The organism is Saccharothrix luteola, from assembly GCF_020859565.1.
Taxonomy (GTDB): Bacteria; Actinomycetota; Actinomycetes; order Mycobacteriales; family Pseudonocardiaceae; genus Actinosynnema; species Actinosynnema luteola.
The window spans coordinates 75,042-89,593 of record NZ_JAJHUO010000032.1 but is presented as its reverse complement, the minus strand read 5'-3'; the positions used below and the strand labels follow the sequence as shown (position 1 = coordinate 89,593).

Sequence of the window (14,552 nt, the reverse complement as noted above, 5' to 3'; positions counted from 1 at the left end):
TTCGGTCGCGTTACCTGGAAATGGGAATGACTGCGGTCCTCCGTAGTGGCCGCAGGCCCGGTCGGGGTGAACGAATGCTCGCATCCCGAGGTGTCGTCGGTGCGCAGTTTTACCCAAACGTCGCCACCGCCACAAGCCTCTTGACAGTTGACGCGCGGTGCCTAGACTTGCCCTGATCTGCGGGGGGAACCGTAGCCGTGGATCGGTTTGCCGCGAACGTCCGCCGCATTGTCGGCGACAGACCACTGGAGGGGCCGCCTCGGCTCCACGGCGACACAGGAGCCGCGATGCTCAAGCCACGCCAACCCGTGCCCGCGCTCGACGTGCCGCTCGTCGGCGGCGGCCGGTGGGTGCTCGCCGAACAGCGGCCCGAGCGGTTCAGCGTGGTCGTGTTCTACCGCGGTGTGCACTGCCAGATGTGCAAGGACCACATCACCGAGCTCGACGCGCTCGTCGACAAGTTCGCCGAGGTCGGCGCGACGTCGGTGCTGGCCGTCAGCGGTGACGACGAGGGTCGCGCCGCACGTGCCGTCGAGGAGTGGGGCCTGGGCCGGGTGCCGGTCGGCTACGGGCTGAGCCCGCGGTCGATGCGCGAGTGGGGGCTGTACATCTCCAAGGCCATCAAGGAAGGCCAGCCGAACGAGTTCAGCGAGCCCGGCCTCTTCGTGATCCGCCCGGACGGCACGCTGTACGCGGTGGTGCAGACCAGCTTCCCGTTCCTGCGACCGCACCTGGACGAGGTCCTGGACACCCTGCGCTGGGTCGGCGAGCACGACTACCCGGCGCGCGGCGAGGTGTGACCGGAGCCCTGCCGGCTACTCCGCGCGACCTCGGCACCGGCGCTACGACGACCGGGTGAACAGGTTCTGGATGCTGAGCGGGAACGTGCCGATCCCTTGACGGGTCGCAGCCCGGTGGACATTCTCGGGAGAGGTGTTCGCGGGGGTTGCGAACCCGACGTCCAAGGGGGAGTCGCACGCATGCGACTGATCACTATCGTGTTCGGGCTGCGCCGAATCGGCGCCGTCGCGCGCGCATTCCACGGCGAGCGGACATTCGTCGAATTCACACCGGCCGGTCACCCTGGTGACCCGGATCGTGATTCGGCGGCGATGTCCGCGTCGATGTGATCGGCACGCCCACTCCTGGCGTTCGTCTCTGATCGGATTTCTCTACCGCCCCCGTTCGCGCGCGCCCACCGCGCCGCCGGGGGTGGCGAAAGGTCGTGCGCAAGTGAAGGTTCTCGTGGTCAGCCCGCCCAATTCCAACACCGTCATCGACGGCGCCTCGTGCACCGTGACCAGACCCGAGGAGCACACCGACTGGTCGGACTTCCCGAACCTCGGCGTGCTCACCCTCGCCTCCGCCCTGCGGTCCGTGCCGGGCGTGGAGCCCGTCTACCTCGACGGCACGGTGGTGCCCTGGTCGGAGGTCCTCACCTACGTCGAGGACAACGCGGGCGACATCCTGGCCCTGTGCGTCAGCGCCCTCACCGCGACCTACGAAGCCGGCCTGCACCTGTGCCGCGCGGCGAAGCGGATCAACGACCGGATCGTCACGATCTTCGGCAACGACCACATCACCGCGTTACCCCGGGAGTGCCTGTCCGGGCAACAGGGGGTGATCGACTACGCGTTCGTCGGCAACGAGGTGGTCGGCAGCTTCGTCGCGTTCGTCGCGGCGCTGGCGCAGGGGCGCGACCCGGCGTCGGGTGGCTACGCCGGTCTGGTCGTCCACCGCGACGGCGTGCTGCACAGCGAGCCGCAGCGCCCGGAGCCGATCCACACCGCGCTCGACTACTCCCTGATCAACGAGGGCTTCGACCACTCCCGGCTGTACCGCGAGAACTTCGACAAGCGCGTCGCGCCCACGTTCCACAAGCTCACCGGGCGGCACGTGCGCGCCGGGATGCCGGTGGAGATCGGGCGCGGGTGCATCAAGTTCGCCCGCAACGACGCCTGCTCGTTCTGCTCGATCCAGTTCGGCGGCCTGTGGCGGAACTCGGTGCCGGACGCGGAGGCGGCGTGGGAGGTCATCCGCGCCGCGCACGACGAGGGCTTCGACTACCTCTACCTGACCGCCGACGAGCTGCCGCTGACGTTCGGCAAGCTGTTGCGCGAGATGGTGGGCACGCCGCCTGCCTGGTGGAGCGCGCTGCCCGAGGACGACCGGCCGGTGATGGTCGGCTACGCGCGCGCCGACGGGCTGTCCGACGAACGGCACGCGACGATGCTGCGCGCGCTCGGCGTCCGCCAGCTCATGGTGGGCCTCGACGCGGGCACGCCGATCTCGCTGCACGCGATGAAGAAGCCGCTGGTGTCGATCCGCGAGGCGAACTCGCCGTTCGGGGCCGAGAAGATGTTCGATCACAACGTGCGCGCGCTGAAGTCGGCGGAGAACGCGGGTCTGCTGCTCAAGGTCGGCTTCGTCATCGGCCACCTCGGCATGGACGCGCGGCTGCTGCGGGAGAACGTGGACTCCATGAAGGCGATGCTGGGCTCCGGCGTGGGCAGCATCGCGTCGCTGGACGTCGAGGTGCTCTCCCCGGAACCGGGATCGCTGGACTTCAAGATGCTGCTCGACCCGGCCATGGCGTCGGCGCGGGCGCAGGAGCTCGGCCTCTCGTTGCCCGACCGGGACCGGCACGAGGAGCTGGCGCGGCGGTGGCGCGACACCGACCTGATCGACCGCGAATCGGCGATGGCCGACTACGTGGAGTCGGTGATGCCCGGCCTGACCCTCGACGACCTCGCGGCGGCCCGAGCCGAAGTGCGGCAGTACGGCAAGGGCCTCGGCGTCACGATCGGCGGGTGAGCGCGCGTGACCGCCGGAGCGGTGCTCGGGTTCGCGGGCCTGTGCCTGCTGCTGGCCATCACCCCCGGACCGGACACCTTCCTGGTGCTGCGGTACGGCCTGGGCGGCGCGCGGTTCGGCGTGTTCGCGTCCGCGGGGTCGGGGATCGGCTCGCTGTTCTGGGCGGCGGCCGTGGCGCTGGGGTTGGCGGACCTGCTGAGCTCCTCGCCCACCGCGTTCCTGGTGGTGAAGATCGTCGGTGGCCTGTACCTGCTGTACCTGGGGGTGGTGGGTTTCCTGCAACGCGACCAGGTGGCCGACACCGGCGGCGGGGACCCGGTGCAGTGGCGGTGGGGGCCGTCGTTCCGGGCGGGTGTGCTCTCGTGCCTGCTCAACCCGAAGGTCGGCTTGTTCTTCCTGGCCGTGGTGCCGCAGTTCCTGCCCGCCGAGGCCATCAACGTGGGCACGATCATGCTGCTCGGCCTGATCGACGCGGTGGTGGCGTTCGTCTGGTTGGCGGCGCTGGCGGTCGGCGCGGCCAAGGCGGTCCTGTGGTTGCGCAGGCCCAGGGTGTCGCGCACGATGGCGGGCCTGAGCTCCGCCGCGTTGTGCGCGCTGGGCGTCGGCACCATCGTCGCGGTCGTGTGACGCACCACCGCTGTGCCGACGGAGTGATCATCCTTTCCCGACCGGCGCCCAACCTGGAGACTTCAGCCATGCGGACGATCGACTGGGTGGACGGCCGGATCATCGCGATCGAGCAGACCCTGCTGCCGGACGTCGTGACGACGCTGCGGATCGACACGGTCGACCAGCTCGTCGACGCGATCAGGAGACTGGCGATCCGGGGTGCGCCCGCGCTGGGCGTCGCGGGCGCGCTCGGGGTGGCGCTGGCCGCCGGTGGTGGTGGGGACGTGCGCGCGGAGGCGGCGCGGTTGCGGGCCGCCCGGCCGACGGCGGTGAACCTCGCGTGGGGCGTGGACCGGGTGCTGGCCCGGCTCGACGACGGCCTCGACGCGGTGGTGGCCGAGGCCGTCCACGTCCTCGAAGACGACGTCCGCCGCAACCGCGCGCTGGGGTTGCGCGGCGCGCGGTGGCTGGTCGAGCGGCTCGGCGGACCGGTCAACGTGCAGACCCACTGCAACGCGGGCGCCCTGGCGTGCGTCGAGTGGGGCACCGCCCTCGGCGTGGTGCGGGCGTTGCACGAGGACGGCGCGCTGGGCCACGTCTACGTGGACGAGACGCGCCCGCTGCTGCAGGGCAGCCGGTTGACGGCGTGGGAGCTCGCCGGCATGGGCGTCGCGCACACGGTCGTGGTCGACTCGGCGGGTCCGACGGTGATCGCCAAGGGCCTGGCCGACGCGGTCGTGGTCGGCGCGGACCGGATCGCGGCCAACGGCGACGTCGTCAACAAGATCGGCACGTACCCGCTGGCGCTGGCCGCGGCGCGGGCCGGCATCCCGTTCGTCGTCGCGGCGCCCGAGTCGACCATCGACCTGGCCACCCCCGACGGCGCGCACGTGGAGATCGAGGTGCGGGACCCGGCGGAGGTCGTCGGGGACCGCGCCACCGCCGCGCTGAACTTCGCCTTCGACGTCACCCCGGCCGACCTGGTCACGGCCATCGTCACCGACGAACGGACGATCTGTGGAAAACCGCTGGGCTGAAACGGAAACGCACACCGACGAGCTGGACGCGTGCGTCTACGGGTCACGGCTGCTCGGCCGCGAGCCGGACCTCGTGCTGCACGGCGGCGGCAACACCTCGGTCAAGACGTCCACTGTGGACATCACCGGCCGTGCGGTGGACGTGCTGCACGTCAAGGGGAGCGGCTGGGACCTCGCGACCATCGAGCGGGCCGGGTTCGCGCCGCTGCGGCTGGACCGCCTGCGCGAGCTGCTGACCGTGCCCAGCCTGCCGGACTCCGCGATGATGAACGAGCTGCGGTGCGCGTTGCTGGACGCGAGCGCGCCCGACCCGAGCGTGGAGACGCTGCTGCACGCCGTGCTGCCGCACCCGGCCGTGCTGCACAGCCACGCCGACGCCGTGATCACGCTGACCAACCTGGACAAGCCGCTGGTGGAGGAGGTCTTCGGCGACCGCGTCGTGGTGATCCCCTACGTCATGCCCGGGTTCGCCCTCGCCCGCACGTGCGCGGAGCTCTTCCCCGAGCACGCCGGCGAGCGCACCATCGGCGTGGTGCTGCTCAACCACGGCCTGTTCACGTTCGGGGAGGACACCAGGCAGGCCTACGACCGGCACGTCGAGCTGGTCGGCGACGCCGAGGCGTACCTGTCCCGGCACCGGCCCGAGCGGAGGTCCGTGCCCGCGCCGCCGGTCGACCGCCACCGGCTCGCCGGCCTCCGCAGGCGGATCTCCGACGTCGCGGGCGCGCCGATGATCGTGAGCCGGCACGCCGACGCCGCCACGATGGCCTTCGTCGCCCGGCCGGACCTCGCCGACGTGGCCACGCGGGGCCCGGCGACCCCCGACCACGTGATCCGCACCAAGCGCGTCCCGCTGATCGGCGAGGACGTCGACGGCTACGCGGCCGACTACCGCCGGTACTTCGACGAGCACGCGGGACCGGGCCTGACCATGCTCGACCCGGCGCCGCGCGTCGTGCTCGACCCCGGGCTCGGCATGCTCTCGGTCGGCAGGCGGGCCAAGGACGCCGACATCGCGTACGACATCTACGCCCACACGATCGACGTCATCGAGCGGGCGGAGGAGCTGGGCGGGTACCGCGCGTTGCCGCCGGGGGACCTGTTCGACATGGAGTACTGGGAGCTGGAGCAGGCCAAGCTGCGGCTCTCCGGCGCGCCGGCGGAGTTCACCGGCGAGGTCGCGCTGGTCACCGGCGCGGCGTCCGGCATCGGCCGGGCGTGCGTCGACGCGCTGCGGGCCAAGGGCGCGAGCGTGATCGGGCTCGACCTCACGCCGACCGAGAGCCGCGCGGACTACCTCGGCCTCCGGGCCGACGTCACCGACCCCGCCGCGGTCGAGGCCGCGATCGACCGGGGCGTGGAGCGGTTCGGCGGGCTGGACGTGCTGGTCGCGTCCGCCGGCGTGTTCCCGGCCAACACCCCGATCGCCGAGCTGGACCCGGCCACGTGGCGGCACGCGATGTCGGTCAACGCGGACGCGATCGCCGCCCTGTTCGCCAAGGCGCACCCCCTGCTCAAGCTCGCGCCGCGCGGCGGGCGGGTGGTCGTCGTGGCCTCCAAGAACGTGCCTGCCCCCGGACCGGGCGCGGCGGCGTACTCGGCCTCGAAGGCGGCGGTCACGCAACTGGCCAGGGTTGCCGCGCTGGAGTGGGCGGCCGACGGCATCAGGGTCAACGCGGTCCACCCGGACGCGGTCTTCGACACCGGCCTGTGGACCGCGGAGGTGCTGGCCCGGCGTGCCGAGCACTACGGCTTGAGCGTCGACGCCTACAAGCGGCGCAACCTGCTGGGCGCCGAGATCACCAGCGCGGCGGTCGGCCGGGTGATCGCGGAGCTGTGCTCGGACACCTTCGCCCACACCACGGGTGCGCAGGTGCCGGTCGACGGCGGGAACGAGCGGGTCGTCTGACCCCGCCGGTCGGCCAGGTCCGCCCGCAGTGTCCTTTGTGGACGGACCTGGACCGACCGGCGGATGCCGAGGACGCGGGTCAGGCGAGCGGGATGTCGTGGCCCGGGCCTCGTTCGTCCTGCGGGCGGGGGCCGAAGTAGCGGCGGTCGGCATCGTCGATGCGCACGTCGTTGATACTGGCCTCGCGGCGGCTCATCAGGCCGTTGTCGGCGAACTCCCACAGCTCGTTGCCGTAGGAGCGGGACCACCGGCCCTCCGCGTCGCGCCACTCGTACTGGAAGCGGACGGCGATGCGGTTCCCGCGGAAGCCCCAGAGGCTCTTGCGCAGGACGTAGTCGAGTTCGCGGGCCCACTTCGCGGTGAGGAACCCGACGATCTCCGCGCGGCCGGTGACGAAGACGTCGCGGTTGCGCCACACCGAGTCCTCGGTGTACGCGAGGGCGACGCGGTGCGGGTCGCGGGTGTTCCAGGCGTCCTCGGCGGCTTGGACCTTGGCCAGGGCGCCGTCGACGTCGAACGGCGGGAACGGCGGGCGTGCGTCGGTCATGGCCGGGCTGTCCTCCACGGTGCGGTGAGCGGCGGGTTGTCGGGGGACGGGGCCACGGAGTCGGCCCGCAGCGGCAGCGGTCGGCCGGCGACCACGTGCCGGGGGGTGAAGTGGACGCGGCGGCCGGTGCGGTCGTCGTCGCCGGGCACGCCCGGGCGGGTCCACTCCACCTCGGCCCGGCCGGACAGGTGCAGGGTGCGGCCGGTGGTGAAGTCGCAGAACAGCAGCGCGGCGTCGGGGTCCGACCGGAGGTTGCCGAGGGTGTTGAACATGTTGTTGCCCGCGTAGTCCGGCCACCACAGCCTCCCGTCCTCGACGCGGACGAACCCGGGCGCCCCGCCGCGGTGCGAGGCGTCGTTGCCGCGGGAGGGGTGGGTGGTGCCGAGGAGGAAGGTGTCGGACCGGCGGATCAGGTCGACGTCGTCCGGCGCGAGGTCCGTGCCGCGTCGGACGGGTGCGGCGGTCCGGGACGTGCCGGGCGCGCTGTGGAGGCGTCGGGCCTGGATGTACCGCGGGCAGTTGCCGTACGCCTGCTCCACCTCGACGCGCAGCCCGTCGTCCCCGGCGTCGGACAGGGTGCCGTTGACGCGCAAACGTCTGCGGGTGGCGAACTCGACCACGATCACGCCGGCGGGCTGGTCCGCCGGCAGGCCTCGGAGCGGATCGCCCTCGCCGGGCGACGTCCGCACCGCGAGGGTGGTGGGTGCGTCGACGTGGAGGAATCCCGGCGGCCCGGTGAGCGGTGAGAGCCACAGTGAGCCGCCGGTGTCGCGTGCGGTGATCGCGGCGAACGTGCGCTCCGCCAGGAACCGCTCCGCCCCGCCGCTGAGCCGGGAGGGCGCCACCATGCCCGCGAGCCGGGCGGCGTCCGCGGAGACGCCGGCACGGCGTTGCACGGCCAACTCGCCCTCGTGGAAGCCCGCGGTGTCGGTCATGGGGGAGCACTCCTCCGATCACCGGTTCTGACGTTTGCATGCGCCAGTAACCGTTAGAACGACCATGACACGCGCCGGTGCCCGTTGTCAACGGATAGAGACCTCTGCAACCGTTAGAAGTGGGGTAGCCTCGACGGCATGGACACGGACGCGCCGCTGCTGGGCGAGCCGCTCCCGGTGGAGTTGATGAACACCGTCTGGGCCGACCGCGACGGCGTGCACGACGCGCTGCGCGATCCCGACGGCACCAGGGCCTGGCTGCGCGCCGTCTGCGCCAGGACGGACCTGATGACCCCCGGCGACCTCGACGCGCTCACCGCGTCCGACCTCGACCGCCTCGGCCACCGGCTGATCGGTCTGCGCGACGCGCTGCGCCGGCTGGCGACCGAGGCGACCGGGGACCCGCGCCCGGCGGCCGCGTCCGACACCCGCGGCCTCGACGCGGCCGTGACCGAGCTCAACCGGGCCGCCGGCCACACGCCCCACTGGTCGGCGCTGTCCTGGGTGCCCGGCCAGGCACCATCACGTCACACGCGCACCGGCGGGCAGGCCGCCTCCGCCGCCGTCTCCGCGATCGCCGAGGACGCCATCGCGCTCTTCAGCCAGGGCACCCGCCACCTGCTGCGCGCCTGCCTCGGCCCCGGCTGCGTCCTGTACTTCCTCAAGCACCACCCCCGCCGGGAGTGGTGCTCGGCGGGCTGCGGCAACCGCGCTCGTTCCGCCCGCCACTACCAGCGCCACCGCGGCGCGACGGCCTGACGGCAACCAGGAGAACACGTGGCAGACGCGCCGAGGCGGTCGTACGTCGACGAGATCTGCGAGCTCGTCGGGTGGCGGGCCGGTGATTTCCGGCCGGAGCTGGACTGGGCCACCGTCGAACGCGAGCTGGGAACACCGCTCCCCGGCGATTACAAGGCGTTGCTCACGAGGTTCCCCTCCGGCGGTTTCCGCGGCGCCGTCCAGTTCTCCAACCCCGGTCAGAGCACCGAGGAGTGCGCGAACGCCAAGGCGCACAACGACGAACTGCTGGAGATCTTCGGCGACGAGGACCTCGACTACCTGCGAGGTGTGCCGTACCGGCTGTTCCCGGAGCCCGGTGGTCTCTACCCCTGGGGGACCAACGGGGCGGGGGGAACGTTCTGGTGGATCACCGACTCGGCGGACCCGGACGACTGGCGGGTCGCCTACCACAACCGGGACTTCTGGCACGAGGAACATCCCGGGCCGATGACGAGCGCCGTCCGCGACCTGCTGGTGAGCACCGGCGAGGACAACCTCCTCCAGTGGGACATGGCCGGCAAGCCGGTGGACTTCGGCGGCCACTGGGCCGGCGGGTACGTCTCCCACCCGGGCTGAGGCGCGGCCGTCGACGGCGGTGTCGGGTCGAAGCGGGCCGAGGGTTCGGTTACCGGCCGCGGCGCGCGAGGAGGCCTTCGACCCCGAGGAGGAACGTCGCGCCGATCGGTTCCGGGTCGGTCAGGCAGCCGGCGGCCATGGCGCCGTCCCGCAGCATGACGAAGTGGCGGGCGGCGGCTTCCGAATCGGTTTCCCCGGTGGCTGCGAGGAGTTCGGTGATCGTGGCCAGGAACCACTGCCGGTGCCTGAGGACCGCCTGGTGGACCGGGTGGGTCGGGTGGGGGTACTCGGCGGCGGCGTTGAGGAACGCGCAGCCCCGGAAGTCGGGGCGCCGGATGTCGTCGGCGATGGACCGGGCGACGGTGCGGACGACGTCGTCGGGGGAGAGGTCCTCCGTCCGCGCGGCGTCCACTCGCGCGCGGATCGCCTCGTCGGCCAGCGTCAGGTAGGCGACGACGAGGTCGTCCTTGCCCGGGAAGTGCCGGTACAGGGTGGCTCGGGTGACTCCCGCGGCGGCGATGATGCGATCGATGCCCACCGAGTGGAGCCCTTCGGCGTAGAACAGCCCGCTGGCGGTGGTGAGCAGCCGCGTCCGCGCTTCCGACATCCGCTTCCCCCTTCGAGGCCTGGCCCCGAGGTTAGCAGATAGAACGTTCGGTCTTGACAGTCGCGCACGCCTGCCGCAAGCTCTCAGGTGTACCGATCGTTCTATCTACTTCGAGCCGTCACCCGTCTCGATCGTCGAAAGAGGAACGCGATGTCCAGCTCCACCCAAGCCGGCAACCCGGTCTCCGGGATCGCCGGCGGCGCCGAGGCGCTGCGAAACCTGTACTACGCCCGGTTCGGCTTCGCGATCGTCTGGGCGGGCCTGCTCGCCCTCACCGCCTCGACGCTCACCCCGGTCGGCATCGTGCTGCTGGTGGCCTACCCGCTGTTCGACGTCGCGGCCGCCGTGATCGACTTCCGCTCTTCGAACGCCGCGCGACCTCGGGTGGCGCTCTACGCCAACATGGCGTCGAGCCTGCTCACCGCCATCGGGTTGGCCTTCGCGGTCACGTCCGGCATCCCGAGCGTGCTGCGGGTGTGGGGCGCGTGGGCGATCACGGCGGGCATCGTGCAGCTGATCGTGGCGATCCTGCGCTACCGGCTCGGCGGCCAGTGGGCGATGATCCTCAGCGGTGGGCTCTCCGCGGTCGCCGGCACGACCTTCGTCGTGCAGGCCGGCGGGACGACGGCCACGCTCACCAACGTCGCAGGCTACGCGGCCGTGGGCGGCGTCTTCTTCCTGATCTCGGCGATCCGCCTGCACCGCCGCGGTCGGTGACGTCGCGGCGGTGCGGGCGGGCCGTGGTTCACGCGATGGCGTTCAAGCGGGACATGTCCTCGTCGGTCAGCCGCAACCCGGCCGCGGCCACGTTCTCCGCCACGTGCGCCGGGTTGCCGGTGCCCGGGATGGCGAGGACGTTGGGACCCTGGTGGAGCGTCCAGGCCAGGCGGACCTGCGCGGCGGTGGCGTCGTGCGCCTTCGCGACCTCCTCGATCACGTCCTTGCCCGTCTCGTCGGCCGCCCCGAACGGCGACGCGCCGGGGATCGCGGCCCCGATGGCGAAGAACGGCACGAACGCGACGCCGTGCCGCGCGCACAGCTCGACGAGCGCGTCGTCCTCGCGGCGCGTGACGAGCCCGTACTGGTTCTGGACGCACACCACCGGCGCGATCGCGAGGGCTTCCTCCAGGTGCTCGACGCCCACGTTCGAGATGCCGAGGTGCCGGATGAGACCTTCCTCCCGCAGCTCGGCGAGCGCGCCGAAGCGGTCCGCGATGGAGCCCTCGCCCCGTTCGAGGCCCCGGCCGATGCGGAGGTTGACGACGTCGAGGTGGTCGAGGCCGAGCTGGCGGATGTTCTCCTCCACCTGGCCGCGGAGACCCTTCCCGTCCTCGACGTGCAGCCAGTCGCCGGACGGGTCGCGGCCGGGGCCGACCTTGGTGGTGATGACCAGGTCGTCGGGGTAGGGCGCGAGGGCGGTGTTGATCAGCTCGTTGGCGGAGCGCAGCGGGGAGAAGTAGAAGGCGGCGGTGTCGATGTGGTTGACACCCAGCTCGACGGCCTTCCGGAGGACCTCGATGGCCCGCCCGCGGTCGCTCGGGCCGCCGTCGGCGTCGCTCATCAGCCGCATGGCCCCGAAGCCGAGGCGGTTGACCGTCCGGTCGCCGAGGTCCCAGGTGCCGGCGGCCGTCGCGTCGATCGTTGTGCTCATGGCTCCAGCTTCGGTTCTCAGGGTGCGGCCCGCCGCGAATGGCAACTTCCTGCCGACATTGGCGGTGGGGTTGTGCCGTGCGCAGACTGGGTGGCATGAGCCTCGATTTCGTGCCCGTCCTCCACAGTGACGAGGAGGTGTTCACCCGCACCGCCCACCTGTTCGCGACGGCGACCGAGATCACGTGCGCCGCGAGGGACCTGAACACCTTCGCGGCGACCCGGCGACGGCACGATGACGTCCACCCGGCGCCGATGCCGAGGCTGCGCAAGCTGTACCGGCCGGAGGCGCTGTTGAACCCGTCGATGGCGCAGCACCTCCGCACCGCCGCGTCGCGGGGCGCGGAGGTGCGGATCACGCAGGACGACGTCAACGAGACGATCATCATCGACCGCCGGCTCGCGATCCTGGCCGGTGACGTGGTGGACGGCCGCCGCGGTTACGGCGTCGTGACGGAGCCGACGGTGGTGCAGAACGTGGCGTCCTTGTTCGACGCCGCGTGGCGCTCGGGGACCGACCTCGCGGTGTACGACGCCCAGCACGCGGAGCTGCGCGCGCTCGCGCCGCGGGTGCTGGAGCTGCTGGCATCGGGCTGCAAGGACGAGACCGCGGCCCGCGCGCTCGGCCTCGGCGTGCGGACCTATCGGAGGCGGGTGGCGGAACTGATGGCCGTCCTGGGCGCGAACTCCCGCTTCCAGGCCGGGGCGAGGGCCCGCGACCTGGGCCTGATCTGAGCCGGCGCCGTGCGCGAGCCCGGTGATCGCCTCGCCGGCTCAGCCGCGGCCGGGGTGGACCAGGAACGGGTTCGAGCCGTCGGACCAGCCGAGGAACCGCAGACCTGAGCCGTGTCGCGCCGTGCCGGCCGCCGTGAAACGGCCGCCGTGGAGCACGTGCAGCAGACCGTCGACCGCCGGCTGGAGCACGGTGCCGCGCACCTCGCCCGCCAGCCTCTCCGCCTGGGAGAGCCGCACGGCCGGCTCGCAGAAGCTGAGCAGGAACAGGGCCTGCCGCCACGCGTAGGCGGCGTTCTTCACCTGGATCAACGCCGCGTGCCGGTGGTCCGGGCGCTGGTCGAACCGGCGGACGAGCCAACCGAACGCGCGCCACGCCAGCTCCGGCGCGCGTTCGCGCACCTCGTCGGTCAGGTCCAGGCCGTCGATCAGCACGGCGAGGTTGTGCGTGGTCAGGATCTGGCTCTGCTCCAGCACCATGCCGTTCGCCGCGACCGAGCCACCGGAGGTGCCCGCCCGCTCCCGGCACAGCGCCGCGAAGTCCGGCGCGGTCCGCTTGCCCCAGTGCAGCACCGTGCGCGGTGGCTCGGACCAGTCCGCCGGCAGGTCGTAGTAGTTCGCGTAGGGGGTGTCGGCCAGCAGCCGGCTCGCCACCACCGCGGCGTCACGCCACTTGGTGGTGAAGCGGCCCGTGAAGATGTCCGCGGCCACCTCCTCCACGAGCGGCAACTCCAGCGCGGCCTGCTTCGCCAGCGCGCCGAGCTCGGTCACCAGCGGGTTCGGCAGCAGCGCGTGCGGGAACGCGGTCAGCGCCAGCATCGTGACCTGCCGCAGCGCGCCGCAAGCCGCCGCGGCGCCGTCCGGCCGAGGTGACCGGTGCGGCTCCAGCGCCCGCACCCACGGCAGCTCGGTGAACCGCACCTGGTGTTCGAGGTTGAGCAGCAGCAGGCCGCGACGACGCCGGAACGCCGTGTAGGTCTGCTCGTACAGCCCTGCCACGACCGGGTCGTCGATCGCCGTGCCGAGCAGCCGCGAGGTGAGCTGCGGCAGCACGAGGGCCAGCGTTTCCCCCGACGTGATCACGCCGAGGCGCACCAGCTCGTCCGCCGGTGCTTCGAGCGCTCGCGCCGCCTTGTGCACCAGGCGGTCCGGCATCGTCGTGCCGCGGGGGACCTCGGCGGTCGTCTCGGCTTCGGACACCGGGGCCGACGCGACGTCGAGCGACGGCAGGCCGCCGTCGGCCGGGTACCGGTCCAGCCTGCTCGCGAGCACGCCGGCGAGCGCGGCCCTGGTCGGCGCCGCGACGGACGCCGCCCCGGCGGTGCGCCACGCGTCGCGCCGGTCGGAGTCCGGCGCGCCCCGGCGGCTCACCGTGTTCGCGATGGCGCGGCGGAGCCGGCCGACCTCCCGCGCGGTGAGCGCGTCGCTGCCGTCCGGACAGGACTCCAGGGCGTGGCGTAGTCTCGCGAAGTTGTGCTTCGGGTGGGCCTGCCTGCCCGAGAGCGGGTGGGTGCGGGACGCCTCGGCGAAGTCCGCGAGCCACTGGGCCCTCGCCGCCGCCCACTCGGCCGGCCACGTGCGACACGGCCAACCGCCGCGCACGGTCCCGTCCGCGGCGAGGTGCGGCAGCTCGCCGTCGACGGTGCGGCACCACAACGCGACCAGCCGGTCGTACAGCGGGTCCCACACGGTCACCGTGTCGCGCATGGTGGCGATCCGCGCCGGCACCCGCACGGAGCGCAGCGACGCGGCGGCGTCCTTCACCGACGTGAGGCGGACGGCGGAGTCCGACGGCCGGGCGATCGGCGCGAAGCGCGGCGTCAGCCGAAGCCGGTGCATCAGCGGGCGCAGTTCGGCGATCAGGTCGAGGGCCTGCTCCGGGAAACCCGTGTCCAGCAGCAGCGCCACGACCGGCAGCGCCGCGTCCTCCGGCACCTCGACCCGGAAGCGCCCGCCGCGGATCGCGTCCAGCAGCTCGGCCTGGCCCGCGTCGCCGAGGTACCAGAGGTTGAGCCGTTCCCGCGCGTTCCGGCCGGGCACGTCGTCCGGGAGGGACGCGACGCGCGCCGTCTCGTCCTCGGACAACGGCGCCTCGGCCAGGTACCGGCCCGTCGCGAAGCCGCCGTGCGCGACTTCGAGCGTCACCCACGCCGGGGTGTTCGCGACAGGGGTGCGGGAGCCGACCGCGAGCGTGCCGTCGGCCATCCCGTTGACGACGTCCTCCCAGCGCCGCACCTTGCGCAGCGCGCGCTCACCGTCGGCCTCGCCGTGCGCGGAGGCCACCGCGTCCAACGCCCGCGCCAGCTGACCGGTCGCGTAACCGGGGGAAGCGGTGCGGAACTGGTCGGACACGGTG

At 72.6% G+C, this 14,552-nt stretch carries 15 protein-coding genes; 10 read left to right on the top strand and 5 right to left on the bottom strand.

Features of this window, described 5'->3' with window-relative positions; translation table 11 throughout:
• Positions 1–287 precede the first annotated feature (287 nt).
• The 6 genes from LNK82_RS37090 (at position 288) to LNK82_RS37065 (ending at position 6,369) form a co-directional block, all read left to right on the top strand.
• Positions 288–800 (top strand): peroxiredoxin-like family protein, encoded by a 513-nt coding sequence (locus tag LNK82_RS37090; protein WP_230569035.1) that lies wholly within the window; start codon positions 288–290, stop codon positions 798–800.
• Positions 801–980: 180 nt separating this feature from the next.
• On the top strand, positions 981–1,130 hold the full coding sequence (locus tag LNK82_RS37085) for a hypothetical protein (protein ID WP_230569036.1): 150 nt from the start codon (positions 981–983) through the stop codon (positions 1,128–1,130).
• Between the two features lie 103 nt (positions 1,131–1,233).
• Positions 1,234–2,814, top strand: a complete 1,581-nt coding sequence (locus tag LNK82_RS37080) for a B12-binding domain-containing radical SAM protein (protein ID WP_230569037.1) — start codon at positions 1,234–1,236, stop codon at positions 2,812–2,814.
• A 6-nt stretch (positions 2,815–2,820) separates the two neighbouring features.
• A complete protein-coding gene (locus LNK82_RS37075; RefSeq protein ID WP_230569038.1) occupies positions 2,821–3,441 on the top strand; it encodes a LysE family translocator in 621 nt (206 codons plus the stop codon).
• A gap of 68 nt (positions 3,442–3,509) precedes the next feature.
• Positions 3,510–4,460: an S-methyl-5-thioribose-1-phosphate isomerase gene (gene mtnA, locus LNK82_RS37070; protein ID WP_230569039.1), complete on the top strand. Its 951-nt coding sequence runs from the start codon at positions 3,510–3,512 to the stop codon at positions 4,458–4,460.
• Positions 4,441–6,369: a bifunctional aldolase/short-chain dehydrogenase gene (locus LNK82_RS37065; protein ID WP_230569040.1), complete on the top strand. Its 1,929-nt coding sequence runs from the start codon at positions 4,441–4,443 to the stop codon at positions 6,367–6,369. The genes mtnA and LNK82_RS37065 overlap by 20 nt, the downstream gene beginning before the upstream one ends.
• 79 nt (positions 6,370–6,448) lie before the next feature.
• Here LNK82_RS37065 and LNK82_RS37060 read toward each other — a convergent pair whose 3' ends face one another.
• Positions 6,449–6,916, bottom strand: a complete 468-nt coding sequence (locus LNK82_RS37060; protein ID WP_230569041.1) for a nuclear transport factor 2 family protein — start codon at positions 6,914–6,916, stop codon at positions 6,449–6,451.
• Positions 6,913–7,851, bottom strand: a complete 939-nt coding sequence (locus LNK82_RS37055; protein WP_230569042.1) for a pyridoxamine 5'-phosphate oxidase family protein — start codon at positions 7,849–7,851, stop codon at positions 6,913–6,915. The genes LNK82_RS37060 and LNK82_RS37055 overlap by 4 nt, the downstream gene beginning before the upstream one ends.
• A 138-nt stretch (positions 7,852–7,989) precedes the next feature.
• Here LNK82_RS37055 and LNK82_RS37050 point away from each other — a divergent pair, with 138 nt between their 5' ends.
• Both LNK82_RS37050 and LNK82_RS37045 read left to right on the top strand, forming a co-directional pair.
• A complete protein-coding gene (locus LNK82_RS37050) occupies positions 7,990–8,610 on the top strand; it encodes a CGNR zinc finger domain-containing protein (protein WP_230569043.1) in 621 nt (206 codons plus the stop codon).
• 18 nt (positions 8,611–8,628) lie between these two features.
• A complete protein-coding gene (locus LNK82_RS37045) occupies positions 8,629–9,207 on the top strand; it encodes an SMI1/KNR4 family protein (protein ID WP_230569044.1) in 579 nt (192 codons plus the stop codon).
• A gap of 49 nt (positions 9,208–9,256) precedes the next feature.
• On the opposite strand, the gene LNK82_RS37040 is transcribed toward LNK82_RS37045, so the two are convergent.
• Positions 9,257–9,814, bottom strand: coding sequence for a TetR/AcrR family transcriptional regulator (locus LNK82_RS37040; protein ID WP_230569045.1), 558 nt, complete (start codon positions 9,812–9,814; stop codon positions 9,257–9,259).
• A 150-nt stretch (positions 9,815–9,964) separates the two neighbouring features.
• Between LNK82_RS37040 and LNK82_RS37035 the strand changes: the two genes are divergently transcribed.
• Positions 9,965–10,531, top strand: a complete 567-nt coding sequence (locus tag LNK82_RS37035) for a hypothetical protein (RefSeq protein ID WP_230569046.1) — start codon at positions 9,965–9,967, stop codon at positions 10,529–10,531.
• Positions 10,532–10,559: 28 nt separating this feature from the next.
• On the opposite strand, the gene LNK82_RS37030 is transcribed toward LNK82_RS37035, so the two are convergent.
• Positions 10,560–11,465 carry an oxidoreductase gene (locus tag LNK82_RS37030; protein WP_230569047.1) on the bottom strand — a complete coding sequence of 302 codons (906 nt, stop codon included), beginning with the start codon at positions 11,463–11,465 and terminating at the stop codon, positions 10,560–10,562.
• Positions 11,466–11,560: 95 nt separating this feature from the next.
• Between LNK82_RS37030 and LNK82_RS37025 the strand changes: the two genes are divergently transcribed.
• Positions 11,561–12,199, top strand: coding sequence for a helix-turn-helix transcriptional regulator (locus tag LNK82_RS37025; RefSeq protein ID WP_230569048.1), 639 nt, complete (start codon positions 11,561–11,563; stop codon positions 12,197–12,199).
• A gap of 39 nt (positions 12,200–12,238) precedes the next feature.
• Here the strand turns inward: LNK82_RS37025 and LNK82_RS37020 are convergent, their stop codons facing one another.
• On the bottom strand, positions 12,239–14,548 hold the full coding sequence (locus LNK82_RS37020; protein WP_230569049.1) for a hypothetical protein: 2,310 nt from the start codon (positions 14,546–14,548) through the stop codon (positions 12,239–12,241).
• Between the last annotated feature and the right edge of the window lie 4 nt (positions 14,549–14,552).

Bases quoted from the DNA above. Each gene is read 5' to 3' on its own strand.
- LNK82_RS37050 (WP_230569043.1), top strand. From the start codon at position 7,990: ATGGACACGGACGCGCCGCTGCTGGGCGAGCCGCTCCCGGTGGAGTTG.
- LNK82_RS37055 (WP_230569042.1), bottom strand. From the start codon at position 7,851: ATGACCGACACCGCGGGCTTCCACGAGGGCGAGTTGGCCGTGCAACGC.
- LNK82_RS37090 (WP_230569035.1), top strand. From the start codon at position 288: ATGCTCAAGCCACGCCAACCCGTGCCCGCGCTCGACGTGCCGCTCGTC.
- LNK82_RS37060 (WP_230569041.1), bottom strand. From the start codon at position 6,916: ATGACCGACGCACGCCCGCCGTTCCCGCCGTTCGACGTCGACGGCGCC.
- LNK82_RS37025 (WP_230569048.1), top strand. From the start codon at position 11,561: ATGAGCCTCGATTTCGTGCCCGTCCTCCACAGTGACGAGGAGGTGTTC.
- LNK82_RS37035 (WP_230569046.1), top strand. From the start codon at position 9,965: ATGTCCAGCTCCACCCAAGCCGGCAACCCGGTCTCCGGGATCGCCGGC.
- LNK82_RS37085 (WP_230569036.1), top strand. From the start codon at position 981: ATGCGACTGATCACTATCGTGTTCGGGCTGCGCCGAATCGGCGCCGTC.
- LNK82_RS37040 (WP_230569045.1), bottom strand. From the start codon at position 9,814: ATGTCGGAAGCGCGGACGCGGCTGCTCACCACCGCCAGCGGGCTGTTC.
- LNK82_RS37030 (WP_230569047.1), bottom strand. From the start codon at position 11,465: ATGAGCACAACGATCGACGCGACGGCCGCCGGCACCTGGGACCTCGGC.
- mtnA (WP_230569039.1), top strand. From the start codon at position 3,510: ATGCGGACGATCGACTGGGTGGACGGCCGGATCATCGCGATCGAGCAG.